This is a genomic window from Massilia sp. DD77 (assembly GCF_036961685.1).
In the GTDB taxonomy this organism is placed as follows: Bacteria; Pseudomonadota; Gammaproteobacteria; order Burkholderiales; family Burkholderiaceae_D; genus Telluria.
The window spans coordinates 1-22,325 of sequence record NZ_JBAMDH010000007.1; the positions used below are offsets into that span (position 1 = coordinate 1).

General features: G+C 68.4%; 20 protein-coding genes and 1 pseudogene. 6 read left to right on the forward strand and 15 right to left on the reverse strand.

Features of this window, described 5'->3' with window-relative positions; all coding sequences use genetic code 11:
* Together V7778_RS05210 and V7778_RS05215 are read right to left on the reverse strand one after the other, a co-directional pair.
* Positions 1–227 (reverse strand): hypothetical protein (locus tag V7778_RS05210; RefSeq protein ID WP_335552462.1); only part of this gene is annotated, 227 nt, incomplete at its 3' end.
* A 95-nt stretch (positions 228–322) separates the two neighbouring features.
* Positions 323–1,627: a S8 family serine peptidase gene (locus V7778_RS05215; RefSeq protein ID WP_335552464.1), complete on the reverse strand. Its 1,305-nt coding sequence runs from the start codon at positions 1,625–1,627 to the stop codon at positions 323–325.
* A gap of 102 nt (positions 1,628–1,729) precedes the next feature.
* Between V7778_RS05215 and V7778_RS05220 the strand changes: the two genes are divergently transcribed.
* The 4 genes from V7778_RS05220 to V7778_RS05235 all read left to right on the forward strand — a co-directional run bounded on the left by V7778_RS05220 (position 1,730) and on the right by V7778_RS05235 (position 5,570).
* Positions 1,730–2,206 (forward strand): RNA polymerase sigma factor, encoded by a 477-nt coding sequence (locus V7778_RS05220; protein ID WP_335552466.1) that lies wholly within the window; start codon positions 1,730–1,732, stop codon positions 2,204–2,206.
* 23 nt (positions 2,207–2,229) lie between these two features.
* Positions 2,230–2,982: an anti-sigma factor family protein gene (locus tag V7778_RS05225; protein ID WP_335552468.1), complete on the forward strand. Its 753-nt coding sequence runs from the start codon at positions 2,230–2,232 to the stop codon at positions 2,980–2,982.
* 121 nt (positions 2,983–3,103) lie between these two features.
* Positions 3,104–4,951, forward strand: coding sequence for a sensor histidine kinase (locus V7778_RS05230; RefSeq protein WP_335552471.1), 1,848 nt, complete (start codon positions 3,104–3,106; stop codon positions 4,949–4,951).
* A 73-nt stretch (positions 4,952–5,024) separates the two neighbouring features.
* Positions 5,025–5,570, forward strand: a complete 546-nt coding sequence (locus V7778_RS05235; protein WP_335552473.1) for a M23 family metallopeptidase — start codon at positions 5,025–5,027, stop codon at positions 5,568–5,570.
* Here the strand turns inward: V7778_RS05235 and V7778_RS05240 are convergent, their stop codons facing one another.
* The gene (locus tag V7778_RS05240; RefSeq protein WP_335552475.1) at positions 5,571–7,949 is read right to left on the reverse strand and encodes a penicillin-binding protein 1A; all 2,379 of its coding nucleotides are present in this window, start codon (positions 7,947–7,949) and stop codon (positions 5,571–5,573) included.
* A 213-nt stretch (positions 7,950–8,162) separates the two neighbouring features.
* Entirely contained in the window at positions 8,163–10,910 is a 2,748-nt protein-coding gene (locus V7778_RS05245; protein WP_335552477.1) for a bifunctional diguanylate cyclase/phosphodiesterase, read from the reverse strand.
* A gap of 176 nt (positions 10,911–11,086) precedes the next feature.
* Here V7778_RS05245 and V7778_RS05250 point away from each other — a divergent pair, with 176 nt between their 5' ends.
* Positions 11,087–11,572 carry a MarR family winged helix-turn-helix transcriptional regulator gene (locus V7778_RS05250; protein WP_335552479.1) on the forward strand — a complete coding sequence of 162 codons (486 nt, stop codon included), beginning with the start codon at positions 11,087–11,089 and terminating at the stop codon, positions 11,570–11,572.
* A 58-nt stretch (positions 11,573–11,630) separates the two neighbouring features.
* On the opposite strand, the pseudogene V7778_RS05255 reads toward V7778_RS05250, so the two are convergent.
* The 3 genes and pseudogenes from V7778_RS05255 to V7778_RS05265 all read right to left on the reverse strand — a co-directional run.
* Positions 11,631–12,056, reverse strand: a pseudogene (locus tag V7778_RS05255) (IS1595 family transposase); the annotation flags it as partial.
* A gap of 273 nt (positions 12,057–12,329) precedes the next feature.
* Entirely contained in the window at positions 12,330–13,748 is a 1,419-nt protein-coding gene (locus V7778_RS05260) for a metallophosphoesterase (protein ID WP_335552481.1), read from the reverse strand.
* A 27-nt stretch (positions 13,749–13,775) separates the two neighbouring features.
* Positions 13,776–14,210, reverse strand: coding sequence for an acetyltransferase (locus V7778_RS05265; protein WP_335552483.1), 435 nt, complete (start codon positions 14,208–14,210; stop codon positions 13,776–13,778).
* A 139-nt stretch (positions 14,211–14,349) separates the two neighbouring features.
* On the opposite strand from V7778_RS05265, the gene V7778_RS05270 reads away from it, so the two are divergent.
* Positions 14,350–15,114 carry a ZIP family metal transporter gene (locus V7778_RS05270; RefSeq protein WP_335552486.1) on the forward strand — a complete coding sequence of 255 codons (765 nt, stop codon included), beginning with the start codon at positions 14,350–14,352 and terminating at the stop codon, positions 15,112–15,114.
* A gap of 4 nt (positions 15,115–15,118) precedes the next feature.
* Here the strand turns inward: V7778_RS05270 and V7778_RS05275 are convergent, their stop codons facing one another.
* The 8 genes from V7778_RS05275 to cyoA are packed head-to-tail and all read right to left on the reverse strand — an operon-like array spanning position 15,119 to position 22,290.
* Entirely contained in the window at positions 15,119–15,472 is a 354-nt protein-coding gene (locus V7778_RS05275) for a c-type cytochrome (protein ID WP_442920697.1), read from the reverse strand.
* 53 nt (positions 15,473–15,525) lie between these two features.
* Positions 15,526–16,065 (reverse strand): response regulator transcription factor, encoded by a 540-nt coding sequence (locus V7778_RS05280; RefSeq protein WP_335552490.1) that lies wholly within the window; start codon positions 16,063–16,065, stop codon positions 15,526–15,528.
* A complete protein-coding gene (locus tag V7778_RS05285) occupies positions 16,052–17,401 on the reverse strand; it encodes an ATP-binding protein (RefSeq protein WP_335552491.1) in 1,350 nt (449 codons plus the stop codon). Before V7778_RS05285 ends, V7778_RS05280 begins: the two co-directional genes overlap by 14 nt.
* A 16-nt stretch (positions 17,402–17,417) precedes the next feature.
* Positions 17,418–18,212 (reverse strand): SURF1 family protein, encoded by a 795-nt coding sequence (locus V7778_RS05290; protein ID WP_335552494.1) that lies wholly within the window; start codon positions 18,210–18,212, stop codon positions 17,418–17,420.
* Positions 18,212–18,631 carry a cytochrome o ubiquinol oxidase subunit IV gene (cyoD, locus tag V7778_RS05295; protein WP_335552497.1) on the reverse strand — a complete coding sequence of 140 codons (420 nt, stop codon included), beginning with the start codon at positions 18,629–18,631 and terminating at the stop codon, positions 18,212–18,214. Before cyoD ends, V7778_RS05290 begins: the two co-directional genes overlap by 1 nt.
* Positions 18,628–19,263: a cytochrome o ubiquinol oxidase subunit III gene (gene cyoC, locus V7778_RS05300; protein WP_335552499.1), complete on the reverse strand. Its 636-nt coding sequence runs from the start codon at positions 19,261–19,263 to the stop codon at positions 18,628–18,630. The genes cyoD and cyoC overlap by 4 nt, the downstream gene beginning before the upstream one ends.
* A complete protein-coding gene (gene cyoB / locus V7778_RS05305) occupies positions 19,256–21,259 on the reverse strand; it encodes a cytochrome o ubiquinol oxidase subunit I (RefSeq protein WP_335552500.1) in 2,004 nt (667 codons plus the stop codon). The genes cyoC and cyoB overlap by 8 nt, the downstream gene beginning before the upstream one ends.
* Before the next feature lie 2 nt (positions 21,260–21,261).
* Complete coding sequence (gene cyoA, locus V7778_RS05310) at positions 21,262–22,290, reverse strand: ubiquinol oxidase subunit II (protein ID WP_335552502.1); 1,029 nt, start codon at positions 22,288–22,290, stop codon at positions 21,262–21,264.
* Positions 22,291–22,325: the final 35 nt, after the last annotated feature.

Genomic DNA, 22,325 nt, shown 5'->3' on the forward strand with positions numbered 1-22,325 from the left:
TCCGCACCGCCGGCGCCGCGCACATCGCCGCGCAGGCTGTTGGTTGCGTCAAGACCACCCAGGCGCCCCATGCCGCCGGCGCCGCCCGCCATGCCGCCGAATGACCCTCCCAGCGAGCCGCCCAGTGAGCCGCCCAGTGATCCGCCTAGCAGCTGGGCGTGGGCGACATGGGTCATGCCGATGGCGAGGGCGATGGCGGCGTACTTGGCGATGTGCTTGATCTTCATCTTGGTTTCTCCTTGTGGGTGGCGCGGACTATCCGCTGCCCTTGCAAGGAAAACGAAGCGTGGAGACGTTTTCTTCCATCCAGCTGAAAATAATTTTAGCGCAGTGCGGATGGATCGGTGCGCAGGCTCGCGCCCACGATGCCGTATCCAGTTTCATTACTGACGCTGCCTGGCTTGCCGCCCGCCGCCTCGGCCGCCAGGTCCTTCAGCGCGGCGGCAGCCGCAAGCCGGTCCGGTTTCGGCAGGCGTCCCGCCAGCAAGGCGGCCACGATGGGCGCCGCGAACGAGGTGCCGCGCACCTGCCGGTAAGGCGGCGCACCAGGCGCGGCGCTCACCATCTGGCTGCCGGGCGCGGCGAACATCACCTGCGGCCCGCGCGCCGCTTCCGGCAGCGGCTTGCCGCGCCGGTCCACGCCGGTGACGCCGACGACGCCCCGATAGCTCGCGGGATACAGCGGCGGCGCGCCGGGACCGTCGTTGCCGACCGCCGCCACCAGCAGATGCCCGCGCTCCTGCATGGCGGCGACGGCGCGTCCCAGCAAGGCGTTGGGCGGTCCGACCAGGCTGATGTTGATCACCCCGACCTGCTGCCGGGCCAGCCAATCCAGCGCCGCCGCGATGCGGTCGGCGGCGCCGCCGGCCGGGTCGCCGCAGTAGACGTCGGCTGCGTACAAGGCCGCTTCCGGCGCGGCGCCGCGCAGGACTTCGGAGCGTCCCACCATCAGCGCCGCCACCGCCGTCCCATGGGCGTCCGGAACATGACGGCCGCCGCAGCCCCAGCGCGTAACGGCGGCGCCGCCGAACACGGGGTGCGCGGCGTCGACCCCGCCGTCGACCAGGCCGACGCCGCGTACCCCTTGGGCTGCGCCGCGGCCCTCCGGTACGCCCGGCGCGGCGCCGCTGCCGGTGTAGACGTGATTGAAGTCATAGATCCCTTGCGGATCGAGGACGCGCAGGCGCTCGACCAGCTCCGCCGTCGCCGCGCCGGCGGGCACGCGCAGCACCACCAGCCTCTCATGGAGGGCCGCCAAGGCTTCCTCGCGCACGACCACGAGTCCGGCCTGCGCGGCGGCCTCCAGCGCGGCGGTACTGGGCGACCAGGCCAGGACCTCGCCGCGCACGGCCGGCTCGCCGCGCGGATCGGCTTCCAGCAGCGCGGGATGGCGGCGCAGCAGCGCACGCACCGTATCCAGCCGCAAGCCGCCGAGCTCCGGCAGCGGCGCACGCTGGAGCAGCTGTTCCGCGGGCCGGCGCAGACGCTCCAGCTCGACCGGACCGATCTGCTGGGGCAGCGGCAGGCGCGGCAAGCCGAGCTGGGCACAGGCCGGGCCGGCGGCGGCCAGGGCTGCGATCGCCAGCGCGGTGCGCGGCTTCTTGATATTTACGAGAAGGAACTTCATGCGCAGATCATATATGATTGGAAGAATGAAGGAATAACGCCCGGGACAGGGAAGAAAATCCCTCGCCCATTCGTTTTCTCCCTATGGATACCTGACGACACCATGCTGGACAAGGACATTGCCGCCCTGCTGCCGCGCATGCGCCGCTTCGCGCGTGCGCTGACTTTCCACCGCGAAGACGCCGACGACCTGGTGCAGATCGCGATGGAGCGCGCGCTCGGCCGCAGCGAACAGTGGGAACCCGGCACCCGTCTCGACAGCTGGATCTTCCGCATCATCAAGAACGCCTGGATCGACGAGGTGCGCAGCCGGACCCGGCGCGCCGAGTTGTTCGCGCCCGAGGAAGAAGGCGAGCACGTCGGCGACAACCAGGCCGCCGCCCACCAGCAGCGGCTGGCGGTCCAGAAGGCGATCAGCCTCCTGACCGAGGAGCACCGGCTGGTGGTCGGCCTGGTCCTGGTCGACGGCCTGCCCTACAAGGAAGCGGCCGAGGTGCTCGAGATCCCGGTCGGCACCCTGACCAGCCGCCTGGCCCGGGCCCGCGACGCCCTCCAGCAACTTTTGGCCGACAAACCATAGGCCGACCCACCGGCGAGGAAATCATGACTTTCGACAATGCTACCTTGATGGCCTACGCCGACGGCGAACTGGACCCGGTCCAGCGCGCCGCGGTCGAGCAGGCCATGCGCGACGATCCCCTGGTGGCCGCCGCCGTGGAACGCCACCGCGCCCTGCGCCGCGACGTGTCCGGCGCCTTCGCCGCCATCCTCGACGAACCCGTGCCTGAACGGCTGCAGCCCGACCTGGCGGCGCGGGTGGTGCAACTCAACGCGGCCCGCGTGCGCCGGGTCCAGCCGGCCGAGCAGCCGCAGCGGCCGGCCCGGCGGCGCTGGTCCTGGCCGGAATGGGGCGCGCTGGCCGCGTCCCTGGCGCTCGGCATCCTGCTGGGCCAGAACGGGCCGGGCGGTGGCGCCCAGCCCGCGATCGGAGGCGATGGCGGGACCCTGGCCGCCCACGGCGAACTGGCGCAGGCGCTCGACCAGCAGCCGAGCGGCGCCAGGACCGGCGTGGCCCGGGTGAGCATCAGTTTCGCCGCCCGCGACGGCGGCTATTGCCGCGGTTTTGTCTACGGCCCCTCGGCCGGGTTGGCCTGCCGCCAGGGGGATACATGGCGCATTCCTGTGCTGGCCGAAAGCCCGTCCCAGGCGGAGGGAAGCTACCGGCAGGCCGGCAGCGCCCTGCCGCCGGCCGTGCTGGACGCGATCGATGCCCGCATCGCGGGTGCGCCCCTGGACGCGGAGGGCGAAGCGGCGGCCCGCGGCCGCGGCTGGAAAACCCCCTCCACGCCCAGATAAGGATGCGCCGTCACAAAAGTTGCCTTGACGACAAATATCTGACAAGAAAAACTTAATGCCAGTACAATGATTGTTGCCGAGCACGGTATCGTGCCCGCCTCCCTGTACTGCGCAACGACGGATGAAGACACGTACCTACCTGTTCCTGATGGCGGCCGCCATCCTGCTTCCAGTGGCGATCGCCTTCTGGATCGGGCTGTCCATGCTGCTGGACTGGGAGAGGGAGTCGCGCATCGGCAGTGTCAAGGAAATGGCGCGCGCCACGGCCTTCCAGATCGACCGCGAAATCGCCGCCGCCGAGTCCTCGCTGCGCGGCATTGCCCACTCGGAAAGCCTGCGCAGCAGCGACTACGAACGCCTGCACCGCTGGGCCACGTCGATCAACGAGGGCAGCCTGTGGTCCTGGACCATGCTGGCCGACCAGCGTGGACGGGGCCTGTTCAATACCCTGGTCCCCTACGGCACGCCGCTGCCGGCCAAGGCCGGGGCCTGGGCCGCCCACGTGACGCCGGAACGCGGCACGCGGGTCTCCGGCTACTTCATCGGCGCCCTGTCGCAGCGGCCGACGGTGTCGGTCGACGTACCGGCGCCGGTCGGGGGCGGCAAGCACTACATCGTCAGCCAGATCTTCGACGTGCGCCACTTCGAGCGCATCCTGAACCACGACGCGCTCGGGCGCGATTGGGTGGTCGGCATCTTCGACGCCACCGGCACCACCCTGGTGCGCAACCGCCACGCGGGCAGCACCGTGGGCAAGCCGATGCGTCCCGATTTCCTGGCCGCCACCCGCGCCACCAGCAGCGGTGTGTTCCGCCACACCACCCACGACGGCGCCGAAGTCTATGGCGTCTTCACCCGCTCCCAGACCAGTAACTGGACGGTCGTGATCGGCGTGCCGGTCGCCGAGATCGAAGCGGCCGCGCGCACCGCGACCCTGTACGCGGCCATGGCCCTGATGCTGCTGATGGGCCTGGCCCTCGCGGTGGCCGCCTTCCTGGGCAACAAGCTCGAGGCCGCGCTGCGCCATGCGGCGGCGGCGGCGCGCTCGCTGGGCCAGCGCGCCCTGCCGCGCCCGGAGCCGACCCGGGTGGAGGAGGTCGACGCCCTGCTCAGCGGCCTGCATCACACCAGCGAAGCGCTGGCGCGCGAAAGCGGCGCGCGCCAGTCGCTGCAGGACGAGCGCGAACAGCTGCTGCTGAGCGAGCAGCATGCGCGCAGGCTGGCCGAGGCCCAGAGCCGGGCCAAGGATAATTTCCTGGCCATGCTGGGGCATGAACTGCGCAATCCGCTGGCGGCGATTTCGGGCGCCATGGCGGTGCTCGACATGCCATCCGTGAAGCCGGAGCTCGCGGCCAATGCGCGCACGATCAGCCGCCGCCAGATGCGCCACCTCACCCGCATCGTCGACGACCTGCTCGACGTCCAGCGCATCCTGTCGGGCAAGATCGTGCTGCAGCATGCCCGTGTCGACCTGGCCGAACTGCTGCGCGCCTGCTGCTCGGCCAAGTCGCTGGTGGACGCCGGCAGCCACCAGTGGAGCGTGGAAGTCGAGGACGCCTGGGTCGACGGCGACCGTACCCGCCTGGAACAGATCATCGACAACCTGCTGCACAACGCCATCAAGTACACCCCGGCGGGCGGCAGCATCGCGGTGCGCGCACGCTGTGTCGCGGGCCGCGCCGTGGTCGAGGTCAGCGATACCGGCGTGGGCATCGCGCCCGAGCTGCTGCCGGTGATCTTCGACGTCCTGGTCCAGGGTCCGACCAGCATCGACCGCGCCCAGGGCGGTCTGGGACTGGGCCTGGCCCTGGTCAAGCAGCTGGCGGCCTTGCACGGAGGAAGCGTCCACGTCGAGAGCCCGGGACAGGGCTGCGGCAGCACCTTTACGGTCAGCTTCCCGGCCTGCGCGGCGCCCGAGGACGCTGCCCCGCAAGGCAAGGACAGCACGTCCGCCGCCAGCGCCGCCTGACGCCAGGGGAGCCGGGTTTGTAAATCGGGCCTTGCGCCCATACCTGTCCGGGAACGACTTCGATAGGGACGCCATGCGGAGCTTCCTGCGCAGTATCCTGCTCGCCGCCATCCTGCTCCTGGGCTTCGCCCTGATCGAGCCCTGGCTCCGGCATCTGCTGTATGCGATGCGCCTGACGGCGATGCCGGCGCCCGCCACGCTCGCCATGCCGGTGCAGGGTGTGCGCGCCGCGGGCCTGCGCGACACCTGGCACGCCGCCCGCGGCGCAGGCCGCCGGCACGAAGGGATCGACATCTTCGCCAGGCGCGGCACGCCGGTGCTGTCCAGCACCGAGGGGATCGTGCTGCGGGTCGGGACCAACCGCCTCGGCGGCCTGGTGGTCTGGGTGCTCGGCCCGGCCGGGCAGCGCCATTACTACGCCCACCTGGACGGCTATGCGGACGTGCACGCCGGCATGCGGGTGGCGCCGGGCCGCGTGCTCGGCTATGTGGGCGACAGCGGCAACGCGAAAGGCACGCCGCCGCACCTGCATTACGGAATCTATGCGGCCGGCGGCGCGCTCAACCCCTACCCGCTGCTGCGCGCCCCGGAGCGGGAGCGCGAAGCCGCGGCGCGCTGATCAGAATCCGTCGACCGCGGGCGCGCCCTGCACCTGGGTGGGCGGTGGCGGCGGCGCGATCTCGCTTGGAGGAATCGAGCGCTCCTCGACGGGCACCTCCTCGTTCGCCTCGTCGATTTCTTCCTGGGTCGGCTGAGGCGCCGGCTCGGCTTCTTCTTCGGGCACCATGACTTCCACCGGCATGTCGCCCGGCAGTTCCTCGAATTCCTCCTCGGTCTCTTCCTCGTAGCGCGGCGCAGCCTGCGGACGGCCGCCCGGGAACAAAGCTTCCCGGTCCAGCCTGCCGCTGTCGAGGGCGGAGCGGAAGAAGTCGCCCACCAGCAAGGCCGCGTTGTGGCCGCCCTGGCCCCAGTAGGTGCTGCGGATCGTGACCCGGTTGTCGTTGAAACCGACCCAGGCGCCCGCCACCAGGTTCGGATGCATCAGGATGAACCAGCCGTCGGTGTTGTTCTGGGTGGTGCCGGTCTTGCCGGCGACGTCGCCCTGGATCCCGAATCGGTAGCGCACCCCGCCGCCGGTGCCGCGCGTGACCACGCCGCGCAGCATGTCGATCAGGGTGACGGCGGTTTCCTGCGACAGCGCGCGCTCCGGCACGGCGGCGGCGAAATCGGCCACCACGCGGCCGTCGCGGTCGAGGATGCGGCGCACGAACACGGGCTTGCGGTATTCGCCCTGTGCCGCGATGGTGGCATAGGAACTGACCATCTCGAGCAGGGTCACGGGGCTGGTGCCCAGCGCAAGCGAAGGCACAGCCGAGAGCTTGCTCTGGCGGATTCCCATGCCCTGGGCCAGGCGCACGATGGGCGGAAGGCCGACTTCCTGCATCACCTGGGCGGTGATGGTGTTCTTGGAGTAGATCAGGCCGTCGCGCATGGTCATGCTGCGCCCGCTGTTGCCCGACATGTCGGTCGGGCGCCAGACGGTGCCGTCGGCGGCGCGGATGTCCTGCACCACGTCGCGGTAGGTCTGGTCCGGGGCAATGCCCTTTTCCAGCGCCGCCGCATAGACGAAAGGCTTGAAGGTCGATCCCGGCTGGCGCAGGGCCTGGGCCACGTGGTCGAACTGGTCGCGATCGAAGTCGCGGCTGCCGACCCAGGCGCGTACTTCGCCATTCGCCGGGTCGATGGCGACGAAGCCGGCCTCCAGGCGCGACTTGGACGCCTTCAATTCGTTCATGAACTTGCGATCGGCCTTGAGGCGCTTGAGCACGGCCGCCGGGGTCTCGCCCTCCTCGACCGCGCGCCGGTAGTCGCCGGTCTCGCGCACGAAGGCGTCCAGGGTGCGCTGGCGCGAACTCCAGTAATAGGCGAAGGGGTTCACGTCGCCGCGCATGGACTGGTACATGCCGGCCGACGTCGAGCGCACCAGGCTGGCCTGGGACCATTCGACGTCGGCGACCGCCTGCAGCGCGCTGGCCTGGCGCTCGACCGCGCGCTCCGCGGCTTCCTGCAGGCCCAGGTCGAGCGTGGTTTCGGCCACCAGGCCGTCGAGCTGCAGGTTGTAGTCGTTCTCGTCGGCCCATTCGAGCAGCCACTTGCGCACATGGGCGGTGAAGTGGTCGTCGCGCCCGCTGCGGTCGGGCAGGCGCGCAAAGCGGACCCGCAGCGGACGCTTGGCGAGCTGGCGGTAGCGATCTTCGCTCAGGGCGCCGTGCTTGCGCATCTGCGACAGCACCACGTTGCGGCGCTTGAGCGAACGTTCCGGGTTGGTCACCGGGTTGTAGTAGTGGGTGCCCTTGAGCATGCCGACCAGGGTCGCCGCCTCCAGCACGTCGAGGCGCGCGGCCGGCTTGTTGAAGTAGGTGCGCGCCGCCATCTCGATGCCATAGGCGTTGTACAGGAAAGGGACTGTGTTCAGGTAGGCTTCGAGGATCTCGGTCTTGCTGTAGGTGTTCTCGATCTTGATCGCGGTGATCAGCTCCTTCATCTTGCGGTTGATGCTGCGCGCGCGCCCGATCTCTTCGGGGAACATGTTGCGCGCGAGCTGCTGCGTGATGGTGGAGCCACCCTGGGCGTCGCCCTTCATGGTCGCCCACAGGGCGCCGGCGATACGCGTGAAGTCGACCCCGTGGTGCTCATAGAAGCGATGGTCCTCGGTGGAGATCAGGGCCTTGATCACTTCCGGCGACACCTGCGACAGCTTGACCCGCTCCTGCAGGCCCTGCTCGAAGGTGCCGAGTTCCTTGCCGTCGGCCGACAGGATCTTGGAGGCGCGCGCCGTGCGCGCCTGGTTCAGGTCTTCGATGCCGGGCGTGAGCGGAATCAGGGCCAGCAGGTACACGAAGAAGACCATCAGGAGCCCGGCCAGCGACCACAGGGCGATCAAGGCGCTCTGCTCCCACAGCGGCCGGTCGCGCAGGCGCTCCCTGGCCCTTGTCATCCCGGCCTGCGCGTGCCGGCTCGCGCCCGCCACCAGACGTTTTCCATGGCGTGCTACCTGGTTGCCGGGCCTGCTCGTCTTCTCTTCCTGGTCCACTGATCGTCCTGCTTTCGTGCGCTTGGGTGAAAGGTGGGGATCGCGTCCGCCGCGACCCGCCGTGGCTGAAGTATAGCCGACCGCCGTAGCGCCCACGGTGCGCCAGCGCCCACAGCGCTAGGCGTCGAGCGCCGCCGGCTGCACGCGGCCGGCGCGCAGCAGCGGCTCGACGTCCTGCACCGGCTGCGGCTGGCAATACACATAGCCCTGCACCTCGTCGCAGCCGCAGTTGCGCAGGTAATCGAGCTGCTCCAGCGTTTCCACGCCTTCCGCGATCACGTTCAAGCGCAGGCCGTGGGCCAGCGAGACGATGGCGTCGACCATGGCGGCGCTGTCGGCGCTGGAGACGATGTCCTTGACGAAGGAGCGGTCGATCTTGAGCACGTCCACCGGCAGGCGCTTCAGGTAGGACAGGCTGGAATAGCCGGTGCCGAAGTCGTCGATCGAGAGCTTGACGCCCATGCGCTTCAGGCAGCCCATGGTCTCGATGGCCGCTTCGACGTCGGCCATCATCATGCTCTCGGTCAGCTCGATCTCGAGCGAGTCTGGCGGCAGCCCGGATTCCTCGAGCGCGCGCGCCACCGTCTCGACCAGGTCGGGTTCGGCGAACTGGCGCGCCGACAGGTTCACCGCCACCCGCAGCGGCCCCAGGCCGGCCCGACGCCAGCGCTGGTTCTGGCGGCAGGCGCTGCGCAGCACCCAGGCGCCGATCGGGACGATCAGGCCGGTCTCCTCGGCCAGGCCGATGAAGCGGTCCGGGCGCACGGTGCCGAGCTGGGGGTGGCGCCAGCGGATCAGGGCCTCGGTGCCGACCACGTAGCCGCTGGCCAGGTCCACCTGGGGCTGGAAGTGCAGCTCGAACTGGTTGTCCTGCACCGCGAGGCGCAAGGCGCCTTCGAGCGCCAGCCGGTCGATCGCGCGCGCATTCATGTGCGGGGCATAGAACTGCACCGCGTTGCGGCCGGTTTCCTTGGCCCGGTACATCGCGATCTCGGCATGCTTGACCAGGGTCTCGGCGTCCTTGCCGTCGGCCGGATAGCCGGCCACGCCCGCGGTGCAGCCCAGCGCCAGCACCTGCCCCTCCATCTCGAGCGGCTCGGACACGGCGGCGCGCACCACCTGCAGGCGCGCCGCGGCCTGGCGCTCGTCGGCGCAGCCGCACAGCACCAGCATGAAGTTGTCGCCGCCCACGCGCGCCGCCGTATCGGCCGGGCGCATCGCCGTGCCGATGCGGCGCGCCAGCGCGCGCAGGGCTTCGTCGCCTACGCGCCGTCCGAGGGTATCGTTGATCAGCTTGAAGTGATCGATGTCGAGCGCCACCGCCCACACCGGCTTGTCACCCGCGTTGCCGATCGCGCGCTCGATGCGGTCGGCCAGCAGCGCGCGGTTGGCCAGACCGGTCAGGGTGTCGTACTGGGCGCGGTGCTCGAGCTCGGCCTCGTAGCGCTTGGCCTTGGTGACGTCGTAGACGGTGACGACGAAATGCTCGGTGACGCTGCCGGGGCGGCGCACCGGCGCGATGTACACGTCGCTGTACAGCTCCACGCCGTCGCGGGTCTCCTGGCGCACCAGCGCATGCCCTTCGCGCCGCTCGCGCAGGGCCTGGCGCAGCTCTTCCATGGCGGGTTCATCGGCATTGTCGCCGCCCAGCATCGCCAGCGGCCGGCCGGCCAGCTCCTCGACCGGGTAGCCATAGGTGCGCACGCAGGCCGGATTGGCGTATTCGATCGGGAAGCCCGGCCGCAATGCGCTCACCAGCAGGATCGGATTGGCGCTGGCCTCGATCGCGCGCTCGTACAGGCGCAGCGAGGTGGTGGCCAGGTCGAGGGCCGAGGTGCGCTCGTCGACCAGGGCTTCGATGCGCCGGGTGCGCGCGCTGCGCTGCTGCACCAGGCCCGCCATCGCCAGGCTCAGGACCAGGCCGAAGGCCAGGGCCGCGAGCTCGGCCAGGTGATGCGCGATCCCCGGTGGACGCTGCTCGACCACCAGTTGCCAGCGCGTGCCGCCGACCTGGAATTCGCGCTCCAGGCGCAGGTCGGACTCGCCGGCCAGCTCCTGCCACCAGGGCAGCGGACCAGGCGGCTCGCCCTGGCGGAACGCCCGCAGCATGACGCCGTCCTCGCCCACCGCGTTCACCGCCAGCGAAAAGTCGCTGTCACCCAGCAGGTGCACGGCATCCAGGCTGCCGCCCACCAGCAGGGCCACGTCGATCACCACCACGGTCAGCCCCTGGGCCGCCTGGCGCCGCTCGGCCACGCCGTCGAGGCGCGCGCCCGGCCGGTAGACCGGCATGGCGATCAGGATGCCGCGGCGCTGCCATTCGCCCTGCACCAGGTCGATCAGCGGGCTGGCCACCGGCTCGCCGGTATCCACGGCGCGCATGCTGAAGCCGCGCTGCGCGGGATTGGACAAGGCATCATAGCCGTAGACAGGCTCGTTGCCGACTATCGGTACCACGTAATCGTTAACCAGGTAGCGTTCGCGCGGCGCCGCGCGCACCAGGCCGATGGGACCGCGCTCGCGGATGGAAAAGTCCGGCCACAGGCGGGCCCGCTCGGATTCGAAGGCTGCGCGCTCGCGCCCGCTGACGAAACGCTGGAACTCGAGCGCCTGAAGGTAGCCGTGGCGCCGGATCAGCGGCTGGGCGAAGGCGTCGAACTGGTCGCGGCCCACCTCGCCCGCCACCTGGAAGAACAGGTTCGTCGCGCGCAAGGCGTCCGTCGCCTCGTCGAAGGCGCGGGTGACGGCGGCGGCGCGCACCGCCGCGCGCTGCGCAAACTCGGCCTGCGTCCGCTCGGACTCGGCTTGCCGCAGGCCGGCACACAGCACCACGGTCAACGCGAGACCCAGCAGGAATGTGGCCACCGCCGCGCGCGAGAGGGCGCCTGTCCCCGTGGAGGTTGGGTTCGCTGGCGTGCTTCGCATTGCCCGATGCTAGCAAAGAAGCGCTGCATCCGTTGTGACGTTACGGCGTAGCAAAATATGCACGCCGGTGCGGCGCCCTCCTGCCGCGGGCGGGCCGCTTCGGGTATCATCGCGGCATGCGACCAGATACCCCTTCCCTTCCTTCCGATACGCCGCCACAGCGGGTCTTGCGCCAGTTCCGCATCGTCTTCAACGCCGTCAAAACCCACTTCCGCCAGGTCGAACGCGACACCGGCGTGGGCGGTGCCCAGCTATGGGCCTTGTCCGTGATCGAGCGCCAGCCCGGCATCGGCGCCACCAGCCTGGCGCGCGAACTCGACATCCACCAGTCCACCGCCAGCAACCTGGTGCGCAGCCTGGTCGAACGCGGCTTCGTCGCGGCCAGCCGCGAAAGCGCCGACCGGCGCAATGTCGCGCTGCGCGTGCTGCCCGCCGGCGCCGAAGTGCTGGCGCGCGCGCCCATGCCCTTCACCGGCGTGCTGCCGGACGCGCTGGCGAGTCTCGACGAGCAGACCCTGCTGCGCCTGGAACAGGATCTCGATGTCCTGATCGAACAGCTGGATACCGACGACACCGGCAAGATTCCGCTGTCTCAGCTTTAATTTGCAGCGCGGACGACCAGCTCTGCGCGCAAAAAAAGGCGCTGTGCCGCCATGTGTTGAAGATGCCGAGCGCGCTGCGCAGGCATCGCTCCAACGTGGCGATGCGCGCCCCGTCCAGCGCCCATTGCCAGCCCAGCTAATCCGGCAGGTAGCACGAAGCGACGCCATGAAAGCGCGCCAGCCATTGCCTCAAGCGCACATGCCAAGCGTTCACGTCTTGGACGTGGACGGCTCCACGGAGGCGCTCGCCGGCGCGCAGATCGACGAACTCATGTGAAATGACCGCTTCGCGCGCAAAGGAGCGGTAAGCGGCCTGCCCATCGGTCACCAGCAGGACAGCGGAATCGAGCACGGGCAACAGGTGCTGGTGAGGTTGATCCTTGGTGGGGGCGCCGCGTCCGGTGACGAAGTCGCGGGTGCCGCCGGCGCCGTCGCGCGCGACCAGCACGCACACGTACCCGCGGGCGATGCCGCGGGACGCCGCAGCCAACTGCCGAAGCGCTTCTTTGCCATCGCCGCTCCGCTGGCCTGTGAGAATGCGATCTGGACGCCGACGAAGCTCGGCAGTTCAAATTCAACACCCAGCGGTGACAGCGCAAAAAAAAAGCCCCCGCATATGGCGGGGGACAAAGAAGCGGACGACGCCGCTCCGTAGCTGATCGTGCGCCGAGCCGTTGCAGGCCGGTGCCACCCATCCATACTGCCGTAAAAGTGTTACGAAAGCAATCGCATTTGTGCGAATGCACCACCTTGTTCTCTACTTTCCCTGCACCTGGGCCAGCTCGCAGCGCGACTTGCTGCCTTCGACCGCGCAGCGGTTGCGGCGCCGGCCTTCGCGGTCCCACACGCCCACTTCCCAGCTCGCCGCCCCGGTGCGCTCCAGCGTCATGAATCCGAACCCGTCGACCCAGGAGCTGAAGTGCTCCACGATCGCGCCCGGCGCCGGCCCGGCCCCCGGCGGAATCGCCGCCGGCAGCGGCACCGTGTCCTCGGCGGTGCCCGAGAAGCCGCTCACCAGCTGGGTCGGATGGCGGCTGGAGAAGCTGACCTGCTCCCACAGGTGGACGTGGCCCGACAGCAGCATGCTGATCGAGGCCGGCAGGTAGCCCTTGTCCATGTCGCCGAAGGCGTCCAGCAGTCCCTTGTCGCCGCCGAACAGCGTGACCTTGCCCGTCTTCGCATCCTGGTTGGCGCCGAAGGCGAACAGCGGATGGTGGTCGACACCGATGTTGTAGGACGCGTTGCGCGCCAGCGCGTCGATCCGGCGCCAGGCGTCGCGGTAGCGCGCGCGGCGCGGATCGCTCTCGGGCAGTCCGCGCCAGTTGGTGTTCGAGGTATCGAACACGATCAGCTGGGCGCCGTTGCCGAGCGGCACCGCGTAGGGATCGCCGTGGTCGCCCAGCGCATCGTCGCGCGGCTGGTCGCAATCGCGACCCGCCTGGTAGGGACGGGGGTCGAGGTAGCGCCAGAAGGCCTGGCCCGAGCGGGCGCAGGATTCATGGTTCCCGCGTGTCATGACCCAGGGCGCCGCGCGCAGCAGCGCCGCGCCGGGTGCGAAGAAGTCGGCGCGCCAGGTATCCCAGCCATAGCCCCAGGGGCTGCCGGCGCAGCCGGGCCGGCCGGCCGGGCATGGGTCTTCGCGGTAGTGGTAGTCGCCCACGTGCACGACCAGGTCCGGCTTCCATGCGGCGGCGGCGGCGGCCACCTGGGCGAACGGATAGCTGGCGGGATCGTTGCAGTCTTGCCAGGTGCCCTTCTTGAGGCGGCAGCCGGTATCCCCGAGGACCACGATGCGGCGCGGCGCGGCCGCCGGCAGCGCAAGGGCCTGGCCACGCACGCTGGCGCTGCGCGCGCCGGGCGGGAGCGGGAACTCGCAGGCCAGCACCGCGCTGTTCGGCGCGCCGCGCAGCGCCGGGTCGGCGTTCGGCCGCAGCGGAATCGGGCCATGGGGCACGCGCACGCGCATCGGCGCGGCCTGGCCGTCGACCGCGATGTCCGGACAGGCGCGCGCGCGGGTAACGAGACGGGCCGTGCCCTGCCCCTGTTCCCCCAGCACCACGTAGGCGGGTTCGTCGGCCGGCGCCAGCGGCAATGGCCGGGTGACGCATCCGGCGAACAGGGCCGCGCAGGCGGCGCCGGAAAGGGCGGCGGCGCGCGGGGAGAAGTGTAAACGCATGAAGAGTCCGAAAGGTGGTGAAGCGGATTAGTCCTGGCGCAGGTGCAGCAGCGGATACGGGCGCCCGGCGTCGTCCAGCGGCGAGCGTCCGGTGCGGCGGAAGCCCATGCGCTCGTAGAAGCCGACGGCCGCCGCGTTCTGTTCGTTGACGTCCACCGTGAGATGGCCTTCCAGCCGGGCCGCATGCTCCAGCATGGCGCGCCCGAGCCCCTCTCCGTGGTGGGCCGGGTCGATGAACAAGGCGTCGACGTGGCTCCCGCTGAGGCCCATGAAGCCGACCGGCGCGCCCTCGTGCTCGATCACCCACAGCCTGGCCTGCGGCAGGTAGTGGTCCGCCACCAGGCGCTCGATCTCGACGAAATCTTCCTCGCGCAGGAAATCGTGGGTGGCGCGCACGCTGCGCCGCCAGATCCCTGCCAGCGCCCGCGCGTCATGCGGGCCGGACAGGCGTAGCTGCGTCATGACTCCTCCGGTTTCTGCAAATGCCGCAATTGTGCCCGAGCCGGGCGGCACTGGGAATGGCATTTCCCGCTCGGGCGCCCAATCCGGCGAGCTGCGCAGCAGGAAATGCTTAAGATACCTGGACCATTCGGAGAAAACCATGGAGAGCATGCCAAGCTGGCTCCAGGCGGGTCTCTGGGGACTGGTGGCCGGCGGCGCCTTGCTGCTGGGCGCCGTCGCCGGCTACCGCTTCGCCGTGCCGCAGCGACTGACGGCCGCCATCATGGCCTTCGGCAGCGGCGTCCTGATTTCCGCCTTGTCCTTCGAACTGATGGACGAGGCCTACGCCACCGACGGCCTGGCCTCGTGCGCGGTCGGCTTCCTGTCGGGCGCCGCCGTGTTCACCCTGGCCAACTGGTTCCTGGCGCGCCAGGGCGCCCGCCACCGCAAGCGCTCCGGCGGCCGTCAGCCGAGCGAGGCCCAGGACAGCGGCAGCGGCCTGGCCATCGCCATCGGCGCTCTGCTCGACGGGATCCCGGAGTCGATCGTGATCGGCCTGTCCATGCTGGGCGGGAACGGCGTGAGCCTGGTGGCGGTCGGCGCGATCTTCCTGTCCAACGTCCCCGAAGGCCTGTCCAGCGCGGCCGGCATGAAGCGCGCCGGCCGCTCGCCGCGCTATATCTTCGGCATCTGGGGCGGCATCGCCCTGGCCTCGGCCATCGCGGCGCTGGCCGGCTACAGCGTGTTCGCCGACTCGCCGCCGGAAGTGGTGGCGGCCACCATGGCGGTGGCGGCGGGCGCGGTGCTGGCCATGGTGGTCGATACGATGATCCCGGAAGCCTTCGAGGAGACGCATGACTTCGCGGGGATGATCACGGTGCTCGGCTTCCTGGCCGCCTTCGCCCTCAGCAAGAGCGGCATCTAGGCCGCTAGCGCGCCGGCTGGGTGCGCAGATAGGCCAGCAGGTCGGCGACCTGGCGTTCGCTGGACAGGCCCCAGAAGCGCATGGCATTGCCCGGCACGACGGCGTCGGGGTCGCGCAGGAAGGCGGCGAGCTTCGCTTCGTCCCATGCGAAGCCGGCCTGGCGCAAGGCCGGCGAATACTCGTAATCGGGCAAGCTACCGGCGCGGCGGCCGAGGATGCCGTTCAGCTCGGGCCCGAACACGTTGCGGGCTCCCGGTCCGACCTGGTGGCAGTTGGCGCAGCGCGCGAACACTTTGCGTCCGGCCTCGGGGTCGGCCCGGGAGCCGGACTGCCCCCGCTCCTCCGCACAGCCCGCCAGCAGGGCCGGCGCCAGTGCGGCCAGCAGCAGCGCGGCCGGGCGGGCAGGAAGCCTCACTTGACCCGCTGCTTCTCGAGCTTGCGCGCCAGGGTGCGCCGGTGCATGCCCAGGCGGCGCGCGGCTTCCGAGATGTTGAAGTCGGTCTCGGCCAGCACCGCGTGGATCTTTTCCCATTCCAGGGTCTTGATCGAGGTCGAGCGCTTGGTGACCTCGATGTCGGTGGTGCCTGCCACGTGGCCGAACGCCGCCTCGATGTCGTCGGCGTCCGAAGGCTTGGCCAGGTACTGCACCGCCCCCAGCTTAATCGCCTCGACCGCGGTGGCGATGCTGGCGAAACCGGTCAGCACCACGATCAGCATGTCCGGTTCGTGCTCGTGCAACAGCTGAACGCAGGACAGGCCCGAGCTGTTGCCCTTGAGCTTGAGGTCGACCACGGCATAGCCGGGCGTGTGTTCCCGCAGCACGGCCACCGCTTCCTCGTAGCCGTGCGCCACCAGCACCCGGTAGCCGCGGCGCTCGAAGGAGCGGCTCAGGGTGCGGGCGAAGGCTTCGTCGTCTTCGATGATGAGCAGCAGGGGCTCAGGAGTGGACATCGCGGTTTTCCTCTTCGAGTTCGATCGCGGACAGGGGCAGGCTCAGGACCACTTCAGCCCCTCCCTCGCTGCGGTTGCGCGCACTGACCGTGCCGCCGAGTTTGCGCACCACGTTGACCGCCAGGAACAGGCCCAGGCCGCCGCCGGGCTTGCCCTTGGTCGACTGGTAGGGCTTGCCCAACTGGGCCAGCATGGCGGGTGCGAAACCGGGACCGCGGTCGACCACGGCCAGGCGCAGTACGCCGTCCTCGATATGGGCATCGACGCCGACCCAGTCCGGCGAGGCCTCGAGCGCGTTGTCGAGCAGGTTGTCGATGGTCTGCTTGAGCGCGGAATCCGACGCCACCGGCAGGTCTTCGTGGATGCGGTTATTGTAAGTGAAGCCGCGCACCGGACGGCTGTGCTGCCATTTGTCCACCAGCCCGTCGAGGAAGGCGCGGATCGTGGTGCGCACCGCCGACTCGCCGCGCGCCTCGCCGGCCGAGAGCAGGATGCCGCTGACGATGGACTTGCAGCGCTTGAGCTGGGTCTGCATCTCGGTGATCTCTTCCAGCAGCTCGGGATTCTTCTTGAACTCGGGCATGCGCTTCCAGTCGCCGAGAATGACCGAGACGGTGGCCAGCGGGGTGCCCAGCTCGTGGGCCGCGCCCGAGGCCAGCAGACCCATGCGCACTATGTGCTCTTCTTCCGCCGCGCGCTGGCGCAGCCCGGCCAGCTGGGCCGCTTTCTCGCGCAGGTTGTCCGAGATGCGCGAGATGAACATCACCAGCAGCGCCGCGTTCAGGGCAAAGCAGACCAGCAGGCCCTGCACGTAGATGCTGCCGATGCCGCGCGCGTGGTCGAAGGGCAGCGCGAGCGGCTCGGCGTACATGGCCAGGCCCGCCATGCACAGGATGGTGATGGCGACGATCGACCAGGTCCACGCCACTTCCAGCAGCACCGCCGAAATGATCACCTGCAGCAGGTAGAGGAAGGCGAAGGGATTGGTGGTGCCGCCCGACAGGTAGAGCAGCACGGTAAGGCTGGCGACGTCGACCAGCAGGGCCATGAACATCTCGCCGTTCGATACCGGCCGGTGTTCGTGCCAGCGCAGGTGGCTGGCGATGTTGAAGGCGATCAGGCAGGCCAGCACCTGCAGCATGTGCACCAGCGGCAGCTCGATCCGGAAGATCAGGATAGCCGACGCGATGGTGGTGATCTGGCCGATGACGGCGATCCAGCGCAGCTCGATCAGCTGCAGCATGTTCTTGTGGCCGGCGGCGAATTCCACGTTCGCGGCCGCGGCCGAAGGCGAGCTCTTGGCCGCCTTGGCGAAGAAATCCAGCGGTGATTGCATCAAACCAGTGTCCCGTTCAGTCGTCGGTGTGCCGGGCGCCGTGGCGGCCGACCCACCACCAGGCGCCAAGCACCATCAGGGCCAGAGCATACCAAGTGAAGGCGTAAACGAGGTGGTTATTTTGGAAGGAAATGACAGTCAGTCCACCGACCGCGCGTTCGGGCGCCCCTGTCGGGTCCTGGCCCTTGCCGGCGTCGATGAAGTAGGGGGCGACCGGGGTGAGCCCGCGCGCGGCGCCGATGGCCGCGACGTCGCGCGAGTACCAGCGGTTGCCCGCCGGGTCGTTCTCGCGCAGGAAGCCGCCGCCAGGCTCGTTGATGCGCAGCAGGCCGGTGACCGTCACGGTCTCGCCCGGGGCCGTGCAGGGCGCACCCTGCGCGCGGCGCGCGGGGTAGCGCCCTGCCCGGTTGCCGGCGGCCGGAATGAAGCCGCGGTTGACGAAGACGATGTGGCCCTGGGCCGTGCAGAGCGGGGTGAGCAGCCAGAAACCCGCGCCGAGCTCGGAGAGCGCCTGGACCGGGGTGGTGTATGCGTAGAGGTAGTGCCCGGACAGCTGGACGCGCCGGTATTCGTGGGAGTCTTTGGAGACCGTCGCCCATTGCGCCGCGCCGGGCGCCGCAACGGGGGCAGCGTGCACGCGTGCGTCGACGCGTGCGATCAGGTCCAGTTTCCATTGCAGGCGTAGCACCTGCCAGGTCCCCAGTCCTGCGAACAGCACGACCAGCAGCAGGGCCAGCACCGCCAGCACACGCCGCGCAAGCGCGGAGCGTGGCTGGGGCTGGGATACCGCCTGATCGTCCCCGGCCTGCATTACGGCATGTCGTGGGTGCCGTGCAGGGTGTCGCTCGCGCCACCCATCGCCGGCATCATGTTGGCGTTCATGTGGTGCATGACCCAGATCGAACCGGCCAGCACGATGACCAGCAGGACGACGGTGAGAATCAGCGCCATCATGTTCCAGCCGCCCTCCGACTTGGCGTTCATGTGCAGGAAGTAAATCATCTGCACGACGAGCTGAACGGCGGCGAAGCCCAGGATCACATACTTGGTGGTGTCGGGCGGCAGGACGTTGCCCATCACCAGCCAGAACGGGATCGCGGTCAGGATCAGCGACAGCACGAAGCCGATCGCGTAATCCTTGGCGCTGTAGTGCGTCACATAGACGTCATGGTGGCCGTGATCGTGACCATGAGCGCCGTGCCCGTGGCCGTGGTCGTGGTGGTCGCTCATGGCAGCACTCCCATCAGGTAGACAAAGGTAAACACGAAGATCCAGACCACATCCAGGAAGTGCCAGAACAGCGACAGGCATTGCAGGCGGCGGAAGTTCTCCGCGCCCAGGCCATGCTTGCTGATCTGGATGATCAGGGTCACCAGCCACACGGTACCGAACAGCACGTGCAGGCCGTGGGTGCCGACCAGGGCGAAGAACGCGGTCAGGAAGCCGCTGCGCTGCGGACCTGCGCCTTCATGGATCAGGTGGTAGAACTCGTACAGTTCCAGCGACAGGAAGGCCAGGCCCAGCAGGCCGGTGACGGCCATCCAGCCGATGGTCGCGCCGACTTTCTTGGCCTGGGCCGAGATCATCGCGAAGCCGAAGGTGATCGACGACAGGAGCAGGAAGCCGGTGTTAATGGCGATCAGCGACAGGTCGAACAGCTCGGCGCCGGTCGGACCGCCGGCGTAGTTACGGCCCAGCACCGCATAGGTGGCGAACAGGGACGCGAAGATGAGGCAGTCGCTCATCAGGTAAATCCAGAAGCCGAGCAAGGTGCCCTGCTCCGGATGGTGCTCGCGCACCATGTAGCGCGCGGTCACCTCGTCGGCGCTCAGGGCGCCGTTCATGGTTTTAATCTCAGACATGGCTTTCCAGCAAACGGGTATGCGCTTCCTCGGTGCGGGTCACTTCTTCCGCCGGGATGTAGTAATCGCGCTTGTAGTTGAAGGTGTGGATGATGATCGCGGCCAGCAGGACGACGAAGGACACGGCGGTCAGCAGCCACATGTGCCAGATGATCGCGAAGCCCACCACGCACGACAGCGCCGAGATGCCGAAACCGGCCCAGGTGTTCTTGGGCATGTGGATCGCGACGAAGTCCTTCAGCGGACGCTGGTAGCCGTTCTTCTTCATGTCGGCGAAGGTGTCGTTGTCGTGCACCACCGGGGTGAAGGCGAAGTTGTAGTCCGGCGGCGGCGACGCGGTCGCCCACTCCAGGGTACGGCCATCCCACGGGTCACCCGTCACGTCGCGCAGCGACTTGCGGTCTTTCCAGGTGAAGAAGATCTGCAGCAGCAGCGCGCCGATACCGCCGGCGATCATCAGGGTGCCGAACAGCGAGACCTGGAACAGCCACTGCACCGAGGTGTCCTCGAAGTGGCTCACGCGGCGGGTGTAGCCCATGAAGCCCAGGATGTACGGCGGGGTGAAGGCGACCCAGAAGCCGATCGACCACAGCCAGAACGAGACCTTGCCCCAGAACTGGTTCAGCTTCACGCCGAACATCTTCGGCGCCCAGTAGTTGAAGCCGGCGAACAGGCCGAACACAACGCCGCCGATGATCACGTTGTGGAAGTGGGCGATCAGGAACAGCGAGTTGTGCAGCACGAAGTCGGCCGCAGGGATCGCCAGCATCACGCCGGTCATGCCGCCGATGACGAAGGTCAGCATGAAGGACACGGTCCACATCATCGGCAGTTCGAAGCGGATCCGGCCGCGGTACATCGTGAACAGCCAGTTGAAGATCTTGGCTCCCGTCGGGATCGAGATGATCATCGTCGTGATGCCGAAGAAGGAGTTGACGCTCGCGCCGCTGCCCATGGTGAAGAAGTGGTGCAGCCAGACCAGGTAGGACAGCACCATGATGACGCAGGTCGCATACACCATCGAGGTGTAGCCGAACAGGCGCTTGCCGCAGAAGGTCGAGACGACTTCCGAGAAGATGCCGAAGGCCGGCAGGATCAGGATGTAGACCTCCGGGTGGCCCCAGATCCAGATCAGGTTCACGTACATCATGGCGTTGCCGCCGCGGTCGTTGGTGAAGAAGGCGGTGTCGAACAGGCGGTCCATGCCCAGCATGGCCAGCACGGCGGTCAGGATCGGGAAGGTGATCACGATCAGGATGTTGGTGCACAGCGAGGTCCAGACGAAGACAGGCATCTTCATCAGGCCCATGCCCGGTGCGCGCATCTTGACGATGGTGACGATCAGGTTGACGCCGGACAGCAAGGTGCCGACACCCGCGATCTGCAGCGACCAGATGTAGTAGTCGACGCCGACGCCCGGGCTCGCGAGGATGCCCGACAGCGGCGGGTAGGCCAGCCAGCCGGTACGCGCGAATTCACCCACGAACAGCGAGGCCATCACGAGGACGGCGCCCATGGTGGTCATCCAGAACGAGAAGTTGTTCAGGAACGGGAAAGCCACGTCGCGCGCGCCGATCTGCAGCGGCACCACGTAGTTCATCAGGCCCGTCACCAGCGGCATCGCCACGAAGAAGATCATGATCACGCCGTGGGCGGTGAAGATCTGGTCGTAGTGGTCCGGCGGCAGGAAGCCGTGGTTGGAACCGAAGGCGAACGCCTGCTGGGCGCGCATCATCAATGCGTCGGCGAAGCCGCGCAGCAGCATCACGACACCGAGGATCATGTACATGATGCCGATTTTCTTGTGGTCGATACTGGTGATCCAGTCGCGCCACAAGGTGCCCCACAGGCGGAAGTAGGAGATCAGGCCGATCAGGGCCAGGCCGCCCACGATGACGCCGGCGAAGGTAGCGATCAGGATCGGCTCGTGGAAGGGAATCGCTTCCCAGGTGAGCCGACCGAAGATAAGCTTCGTCAAGTCGAATGAGTCTTGCATGGTTACTTCTTCACAGGATTGTTAGGGGTGCTCTGCGCCGGGGCTACCGGGGTTTCGCACACTTTCGCGTTGGCCACCTGGGCGGCGGCCGCCTTCGGCAGCGCCTTGATCGCGGCGGCGACCTGGTTGCGCTTGTGGTCGTCGGCCATCTGCTGGTTCATGCAGACGGCGCCTTCCGCTACGCAGCGGTTCAGGACGCGGTTGAACAGGGCCGGCTCCACCTGGCCGTAATGACGCACCGGCTCGCGGCTGGACGGCTTTTCGAGCACCAGGTAGTCGGCGCGGTTCAGGACGCCCGGGTTGGCCTTCATCTTCTGGACCCAGGCGTCGAATTCGCCCGCACTCACGCCCTTGTAGGCGAATTTCATGTGCGAGAAGCCTTCGCCGCTGAAGTTGGCCGACAGGCCCTGGTAGTCGCCGGCCTTGTTCAGGACCGCGTTCAGGGTCGTCTCCATGCCCGGCATCGCGTAGATCATGCCGGCCAGGGTCGGGATGTAGAAGGTGTTCATCACGGTCGACGAGGTGATCTTGAAGCGCACCGGCACGTCCACCGGGGTCACCAGCTCGTTGACCGAGGCGATCCCCTGCTCCGGATAGATGAACAGCCACTTCCAGTCCAGCGCCACGACCTGCACCTCGAGCGGCTTGGTCGAAGCCGGGATCGGACGGTGCTCGTCGATGCGATCGAGCGGACGGTAGGGGTCCAGCTTGTGGGTCGACACCCAGGTGATCAGGCCGAGGACGATGATGATCAGGAGGGGCGCGCCCCAGATCACGAGCTCGAGCTTGGTCGAGTGGTCCCAATCGGGTTCGTACTTGGCGTTGGCGCCCTTGCGGTAGCGCCACGCGAACAGGACCGTCAGGATCATCACCGGCACGATGATGATCAACATCAGCAGGACCGAGATGGTGATCAGGTCGGCCTGCTGTTTTGCAATATCGCCGGTGGGGTTCATCACCACCGTGTTGCAGCCCGCGAGGGCGGCTAACAGGAGCAATGGCAGTCCGCGGCGGACAATTTTAGGAATCATGCTAGGTATCTAACGTTACATGGGAATAAGAACAT